Origin of the sequence: Aeromonas sp. QDB11 (assembly GCF_027705265.1) — a bacterium.
GTDB lineage: Bacteria > Pseudomonadota > Gammaproteobacteria > Enterobacterales > Aeromonadaceae > Aeromonas > Aeromonas allosaccharophila.
This window is the reverse complement of the sequence record NZ_JAPDBM010000006.1, coordinates 97,451-104,200: the sequence shown is the minus strand read 5'-3', so window position 1 is coordinate 104,200 and position 6,750 is coordinate 97,451. Positions and strand designations below refer to the sequence as shown.

Here is a 6,750-nt window from a genome sequence, read left to right as displayed (position 1 = left end):
TTATTATCGAGTTCGGTGATCGCCTGAACGGTCACCTGTAATGGCGTGGGCAGTTACACAGAATTATTTACAGGCTCCCTTAATTTGCGCTTTATGCTTCAACAAGTTCTCTGACTGTCTGTTCCTTTTTTAGCAAGCTGAGTGACTCGCGATACTCAGTAGCCTCTGCTTTCATTGTCCAGTGAATGTCACTCAAACCATGGCCTTCGATCGCCTTCTTAATATCGGCCAGCGGTAGGCGGAAAAACTCTTTTCGTGGATTCACTTTGTTGACAGAGTTTTCGTCGAATACTCGGTGCAAATCTTTCTCCAAGGATGGAGCGTCATCACTGTAGATCATCGCATGAACATCAAAGTCGAATGGTACCGAAGCATCACTCAGCTCCTTAACACGATCGAGTGGCTCTAAGCGCCTGGTCATGCCAACCTTGAAGACATTCTCACCGAAGCTGCCAATGTTACTTATGACATAGACATGCCCTCTGCGAGTCTGCTGAGCCATTGAGATCGCTCGCTGCCCTCTTGCCTCTGCCTCTTGAAGTTTCGCTTCAAGCTCAGCTAGTTGCGCCTCAAACAGCTGGCGCTGCTCATCATTTGCACCAGCCAGTTCTTGACGAGCCTTATCCAAGGCTTTTTGTAACATTCGCTCTTCTTTCTCAGCTTCTTTGATGGCTTTCTCCATCTCACGCTGGGCCCGTTCCTCCTCTCGCATCTGCTCACGGATCTGGCGCTGTTCCTCACGCTCTTGTTGCTGAAGTTCATATGTCGCGACAGCCCATTTCAACTCTTCAAGGCGAGCATCGAGATAGGCCTGTTCAATTCGAGCGCCGCGAAATGACATGCCGTTATGGTTCACCAAAGTAAAGGCGTCAATGATCTCTTGTTTTATCTTCCCATAGTTGTCGGACTTGACCCTGCTAAGAGCAGAATCAACCTTCCCATTGAAAGCATCGACAACAAAATGGATAGCAAATTGGCGGCGATATGAGCTGCTGTAATCGCAGTTACCAGCCTGGTTGCTCTGGATCAGGTGCCTAACATTTTTACGCGCAATCTTTAGTTGTTCACCGGCTTGCTTGTGACTATACGACTCAGCAAGATCATCCAAAACACTATGGTTCGGAATGATGTACTCATCACTGTAACCTTCAATTGAATTTTTCATTGCTTGAACAGTGCGCTCTAAAAACGCAGATAACTCTTTGTCTTTAGATATTTTTTCATTTATTTCAAGGCTGCTTTTCTCCAGCTCAGCCATGAGCTCAGCAACTTTATCTTCAGCATTAATAACCAGCATTCTGGTGTACCGCTCTGCATCTTCAATTGGCTGCAGCTTCGCCTCCATCTCGGCATTTCGCACTGCCATCTTCACCAGTGCAGAGTCCGCATCCCTCAACTTTGCTTCAAGTAATCGCTTCCTTCGGTACAAGACAAATGCCAAGACATAGGGGCCGAAGAAAACCAGCAGCCCAATGAACACTTCCATAACCCACCCCAAGTAGTTGTTGTTAAACCGGATTCAAGCATCTCGTTTCAAGGTCTCATTCTAACCTCTTCGCTTGCTGCTAAAAAACACCATAAAAAAAATACACACCACTGATTGACGAAACGCACACCGTTGGTTACTGTATTTCTCGTAAACACACACCAGTTAAAAACAAGTGCGAAAGACGACCCCAGCCGGAGGGCCAGCACAACACTGGCAGCGGTGGCAACAGACCGCTTGGGGATATAACACCGGCAACCGGGCTGATTCACCTCCCCGCTCTCCCCTTGAAAGGTGTAATGCGTGCCGACAAGGGTGACCGGAAAACAAAATCAGTGACCGGCTGGCAGCTGGAAATACAGCGAAGTTAAGGCGAACAAAGCGAGTGGCGGGTCTGACTCCCCCAGCCACCCACCCGGTGAAAGGCCGGGACACAACCGGGATTGTATTGATAGGACACCGGCATCGGACTTAAGGCAGCGACAGGAAGGCCAGCAAGCATGGCAAGACTGGATCGGTCGAACCGCCCGGACTGAAAGCAAGATCAGTGCAATCCACAGTTGTGGTGAATGCGCAGGCTGATGCGCCAATCGGGTGGCAAAGTTGAGTACCCACCGGTTCGCGACCAAACGAGTGCAAACGTAACGGGCTATGTGGTTTACACCTAGCGAGCACATGCCGGGATCAGCTCCGGCCACTACAACAAACCGGCCGGGCTACAGCCTTTAACTGGACGCTAGCGGTCGCCGGATCAGGTAACCGGAATGATGCAGACCAACGAGGCGGCGCTGCAACCATGATCCAGCCTAGTTCGTAGCAATACGCGCAGCGTGTTTATCCGAACCGAGCTTGCTGGAAGGTGAGCGAACAACCGCGTTACGCGGTCGCCTGGTCCCGCTGTGAAGCGCCACCAAGGCCCTCGCCGAGAGGCGACAGTTTCGAAATGGTAGGTCTGCCCGTGAGGGCGCACCGGTGCCGACAACAAGAACGGCTGAGTCGCTGTGAAGCGCCAACACTCAGCCTCACCACAGGTGCAACGCATGTGGTTACTACTCCTGATGTTGATCTGGCTGCTCGGGCTGGCAGCTGACCAACAAGCAACACCAACCGTCACCTCCATGGCGGCGCCATCAAGGGCAGCTCCACCGCCCACGATGGCACAGGGCTCCAGGCCCTGCCAAACCAGCCCAACATGTTCTCTCCTGGCCCCGGAAACGGGGCCATTATCCCACAAGCGATAGCGGCCCAACAGCGGGTCACGGCCTCCTTTTGCCTGTCGCTTGTGTGATAAGTCAGCGATGAGTAGCTGATGAGACCAATTTCAGAGATAGCGGAGGCAGCCATGCACCCAAGCGAGTTCATTGCCAAGCACATCAAGGCAACGCTGGAGAAAGAGCAATTCCCCCCCCCATGCGATCTCGCTGGGCGTGGCTGAAGCCAAGCGCTATTTCGACCGGACACCCAGCTTTGCCAAAGGGAAGGTGTTCGATGAGTGCCTCAAGGCGGCCCGCGCAGTAGCAAGGATCGCGAAAAAGGCGGAATCGGCCAAGCAGGCCAAGCCCTGATCCGTGGTACGGGTCGCAACGAGTGAGGAAATACCATGCCAAACCATGTCACCAACATCATCCAAGCCCCGCGCCATGTACTTGAGTCGCTCATCAATGGCGAAGGGAAAGTCGACTTCAATAGCGTGGTCGGATTTCAAGGCAAATTCGAATGGAACGGAATACGTCTTGATGCAGAACAAGCCGCAGAGGTAATCACCAAGGCTCCGCTGAGTGAAAACCCACTTATCGCAAGTCTTGAGCGCCAGAACCGCAGTGATGTGAATGTGCTCGAAATGGATGATGAAGGGTTTGAGCAGTTCGTCCAAATGCTACGCAATAAGCGCCAGCACGGCTTCTTCCACACGATGGACTTTGCCAGAGAGAAGTGGGGAACCAAGTGGAATGCCTATTCGCAGAAGATCTGTCTAGATGATGGGTTTGTTCAGTTTGATACAGCGTGGGCATGCCCGGTGAAATTACTGGAGGAGCTATCAAAACAGCACCCTGGCATCAACATCATCGCCAAATACGCTGACGAGGATATCGGAAGCAACTGCGGAACGCTGACATTCATGGATGGAAACATCGTGGATAAAGAATGCGCAGGCCGCTGGATCGAGATGTCTGAGCTGGACCGTGCCAAGTGGTCTGATTTTGCTTACGAGGTTACTGGAAGAAGTCGCGAAGAGGATGATGAGGAATGAACCACTACGCCAAAGCACTGGCAGAGCTCCAGCTCCAGCCTGACCACGAACTCAAGCAGATCGGCGACCAGTGGCAGACCCCCAAGGCGCTGGCATGGGGCCTGTTCCACCACTTCGCACCCACCCTGGGGCCTGTGGTGCTCGACATGTTCGCCGATGACTGCAACGCCTTGGTGCCTAACTACTACGATGCGGCTGACAATGCCCTCACTCAGGAGCTGGCATCCGACCTGCGCCGCCTGGGTGGTGCAGCCTACGGTAACCCGCCCTACTCCCGCCCATGCGTCGATGGTGAAGGAAACCACATCACCGGGATGGAGCCAATCCTCAACTTCTGCCGTGAGCAGCGGGCGCAGGGCGCCAAAATCATGCTGCTCATCAAGGCTGCTACCAGCGAAACATGGTGGCCGGAGGATGCCGACTTTATCCAGTTCATCAGCGGCCGCATCGGATTTGAGGTGCCGAGCTGGTACGTCCCGCGTGATCCGAAGAAGGACAAACCAAGCTCCAGCGGTTTCGCCTCCGCCGTGGTGATCTTCGATGCCAGCTGGCAGGGCGAGCGCCGCCCAGAAGCCCGCCTGCGCCGTGACGACCTGATCACCACAGGCCAGATCATCCTCGACATGATCCACCGCCAGGCTGTTGCGCTCAACGAAGAGGCCAGCCAAGCGATTGCTAAGTCAGTCAATGCAGAGCCAGCCATGCTGCAAGACCTGCATGCCGTTGCAACGCCGGCGGAGTGGGAGCCGCCGGTGGCAACCGATGACCAGACCAATGAGGCAGCTGCTCAAGAGCTGGCTTTGTTGGAGTTTGAGGACAGCCGCCCAATTTGCCTTGATCAGATTGAGCGGATCGCCGGCGGTAATGATGTTCAAAACATTGAGCCACTGAATGATTGGCAGCAGCACCCTGCAATCAAATCCGTGATTTACCAGATTGATGAGGCTGACCTACTCACGCCAGCAAACACCCGCCTGCTGGCCGGATACATAAAGGGCTTGCAGGAATCAGGGGCTGACAGCGAAAACACGCTCAGCCACGCCATTCAGATGGCAAAGCATCTGTTGAACCCTGAAGAAGAGCAGCTCCAGATCGCTCTCGACAACGGGGAGGCAGCATGACCACCAACAGCCAGAAGCTGATCTGCAGCAAAGGCCTGAAGAAAGACCGCGCTGCGACCGAAGCGCTCAAGCGCCGCCAGCAGAAACGGGCGGAGATCGAACTCCGCCAACTTGCCCGCCAGTATGGCATTGACCACGAGGAGATCCACTGTGAAAAACGCTGATATGCCAGCCATGCCCGTGCGCGGTAGCGATGGTGAACCCATTAGGATGGGTCTTGATGACGCAATCCTTTGGTGTCAGGAAGCTACTGGGATGTCAAAACGCGAAATGATGGCGATGCACTTCACTTCAGCTCTGATGGTAAATCGTGCTCGGAATGAAATGACGGCGAAAGATGTGGCTGCATTAGCGATCAGCCAAGCTGATGCAACACTTTCCGCGCTCGAGAGCACCCCATTTTATGAAGAGATGGAAAATGATGATGAGCCCTGAACATATAGCAGAGGTATTGGCCAGTGACGATCCGGTACAGCTGAAACGCCTGATTGCACTACTTGGTTGGCATGGCACCGCCCTGTTGGGAGGCATGGAAATGAGATCAGCCGCAACAGATCCAAACTGGCCAAACAGAGCTGAGCTGATGGTTGCCGCCAAAAAAATCTATCTGACAGCAACGCCGGTCTTCGAAACCGTCTGCGACATAGTGCGCCCAACTGCAAAAGAGTGCGACGCGCTGGGCGATCAGGTTGACAACGCACAGATCGACCTGCGGCAAGCATCCACCTTGCGCTTAGTTAAAGCAGCAAATCATGAACATGACACGGTAACAGAGGCCTCATGCTCCAAACATGTGGCATGGCGAATGATGTCAGGCGACTGGCGGGATGAGCTCGTTTCAATCCATGGCCCTGACGGGCTCATAGCCAGCGGCCTCACGGTAAACCAGGCGACAGCAATCATCGCCGCTCACGGAGGTGTCAGCGATTCGAGTCAAGGCGGTGCAGCATGAGCATCGTGCAGGACATAGCCGAGTGGATTCACGGCAGAGAAGTAGGGGCCATCAGTGCCGAGGTGGCCGCCGAATTCTCCCTCACTGTCAGCGAGGCCAGCATTGTGATGGGGCAGATCCACAGAGAGTCCCGCTTCACTACCCGGGTTGAACACTTCTGTCTGGTCGGAGATAACGGCCGTGGCCGCCACACTCGCCGCCTCTATGTTGACGTGGTGAAGCCGCCGCAGTGGCGCAAGACCCCGGTGATAGGAACTTGCGGGGATCTGGTAGTCCGGTTCGACAGCGTCACCGACGCCGAGACCAAGGGCGGTTTTGTCCGAGTTGGTATCACCCGCTGCCTTGCCGGCCAGCAAGAGAAGCACGGCGGGTACAGCTGGGAAATTGCCACACAAGAGAAGCAAGGGGTTGTTAATGGGTAATCGAATCGGAAAGTTTGCAGTGAGCGGGCACAACATCAGACCGGGAAATTATGAGCTGATGCGGGCTATTCAGAAAGACATGGTCGTGTTGCACATCGAGCACAACGTGTTCAAAGACGAGGCGGTGTTCACCGCTGAGCATCCTGCATTTGATGAGATAGGCGAGGGGGAAATAACTCCAACGTATGTAGTTGAAGTTGATGTTGATGACGACGATCAAATGTTTGTTGAGTTCAAGCGAGATCGCGATGATGCATAAGTACAGCTACACCCTGAGCGCCGCGACCGAACTGGGCTCTGCGCCGGATCGCCTGACCGGCACCATCGAGTCGCATCACCCGATGACCCATCAACAGATCCGGCTGGCGGCCATTGATAAGGCCCCTGCCCAGTATCTCAACTTCAACGAGCTGGAGTATCAGGAGATTGAAGCGGGCACAAATTGAAGGGCTGGCAATTCTGGCCAGCGCAACACTGATTCTGGCCACCCTGGCCGCGATATAAAAGATAACAACTGT

General features: G+C 54.1%; 10 protein-coding genes. 9 read left to right on the top strand and 1 reads right to left on the bottom strand.

Annotation, left to right across the window (positions count from 1 at the left end):
* Positions 1–91: 91 nt before the first annotated feature.
* A complete protein-coding gene (locus tag OKC40_RS03575; protein ID WP_270794111.1) occupies positions 92–1,486 on the bottom strand; it encodes a DUF4041 domain-containing protein in 1,395 nt (464 codons plus the stop codon).
* 1,427 nt (positions 1,487–2,913) lie between these two features.
* On the opposite strand from OKC40_RS03575, the gene OKC40_RS03570 reads away from it, so the two are divergent.
* The 9 genes from OKC40_RS03570 to OKC40_RS03530 are packed head-to-tail and all read left to right on the top strand — an operon-like array spanning position 2,914 to position 6,678.
* A complete protein-coding gene (locus OKC40_RS03570; protein WP_232307780.1) occupies positions 2,914–3,051 on the top strand; it encodes a hypothetical protein in 138 nt (45 codons plus the stop codon).
* A 35-nt stretch (positions 3,052–3,086) separates the two neighbouring features.
* Positions 3,087–3,737 (top strand): hypothetical protein, encoded by a 651-nt coding sequence (locus OKC40_RS03565; protein ID WP_270794107.1) that lies wholly within the window; start codon positions 3,087–3,089, stop codon positions 3,735–3,737.
* Positions 3,734–4,858 (top strand): phage N-6-adenine-methyltransferase, encoded by a 1,125-nt coding sequence (locus OKC40_RS03560; RefSeq protein WP_270794105.1) that lies wholly within the window; start codon positions 3,734–3,736, stop codon positions 4,856–4,858. Before OKC40_RS03565 ends, OKC40_RS03560 begins: the two co-directional genes overlap by 4 nt.
* Positions 4,855–5,022 carry a hypothetical protein gene (locus tag OKC40_RS03555; protein ID WP_270794103.1) on the top strand — a complete coding sequence of 56 codons (168 nt, stop codon included), beginning with the start codon at positions 4,855–4,857 and terminating at the stop codon, positions 5,020–5,022. The genes OKC40_RS03560 and OKC40_RS03555 overlap by 4 nt, the downstream gene beginning before the upstream one ends.
* A complete protein-coding gene (locus OKC40_RS03550) occupies positions 5,009–5,293 on the top strand; it encodes a hypothetical protein (RefSeq protein WP_270794102.1) in 285 nt (94 codons plus the stop codon). Before OKC40_RS03555 ends, OKC40_RS03550 begins: the two co-directional genes overlap by 14 nt.
* A complete protein-coding gene (locus OKC40_RS03545) occupies positions 5,262–5,810 on the top strand; it encodes a hypothetical protein (RefSeq protein WP_270794100.1) in 549 nt (182 codons plus the stop codon). Before OKC40_RS03550 ends, OKC40_RS03545 begins: the two co-directional genes overlap by 32 nt.
* A complete protein-coding gene (locus tag OKC40_RS03540; RefSeq protein WP_270794098.1) occupies positions 5,807–6,232 on the top strand; it encodes a hypothetical protein in 426 nt (141 codons plus the stop codon). Before OKC40_RS03545 ends, OKC40_RS03540 begins: the two co-directional genes overlap by 4 nt.
* Entirely contained in the window at positions 6,225–6,491 is a 267-nt protein-coding gene (locus tag OKC40_RS03535) for a hypothetical protein (RefSeq protein WP_270794096.1), read from the top strand. The genes OKC40_RS03540 and OKC40_RS03535 overlap by 8 nt, the downstream gene beginning before the upstream one ends.
* Positions 6,481–6,678: a hypothetical protein gene (locus OKC40_RS03530; protein ID WP_270794095.1), complete on the top strand. Its 198-nt coding sequence runs from the start codon at positions 6,481–6,483 to the stop codon at positions 6,676–6,678. The genes OKC40_RS03535 and OKC40_RS03530 overlap by 11 nt, the downstream gene beginning before the upstream one ends.
* Positions 6,679–6,750: the final 72 nt, after the last annotated feature.

Bases quoted from the DNA above. Each gene is read 5' to 3' on its own strand.
- OKC40_RS03535 (WP_270794096.1), top strand. From the start codon at position 6,225: ATGGGTAATCGAATCGGAAAGTTTGCAGTGAGCGGGCACAACATCAGA.
- OKC40_RS03560 (WP_270794105.1), top strand. From the start codon at position 3,734: ATGAACCACTACGCCAAAGCACTGGCAGAGCTCCAGCTCCAGCCTGAC.
- OKC40_RS03545 (WP_270794100.1), top strand. From the start codon at position 5,262: ATGAAGAGATGGAAAATGATGATGAGCCCTGAACATATAGCAGAGGTA.
- OKC40_RS03555 (WP_270794103.1), top strand. From the start codon at position 4,855: ATGACCACCAACAGCCAGAAGCTGATCTGCAGCAAAGGCCTGAAGAAA.
- OKC40_RS03540 (WP_270794098.1), top strand. From the start codon at position 5,807: ATGAGCATCGTGCAGGACATAGCCGAGTGGATTCACGGCAGAGAAGTA.
- OKC40_RS03565 (WP_270794107.1), top strand. From the start codon at position 3,087: ATGCCAAACCATGTCACCAACATCATCCAAGCCCCGCGCCATGTACTT.
- OKC40_RS03530 (WP_270794095.1), top strand. From the start codon at position 6,481: ATGATGCATAAGTACAGCTACACCCTGAGCGCCGCGACCGAACTGGGC.
- OKC40_RS03575 (WP_270794111.1), bottom strand. From the start codon at position 1,486: ATGGAAGTGTTCATTGGGCTGCTGGTTTTCTTCGGCCCCTATGTCTTG.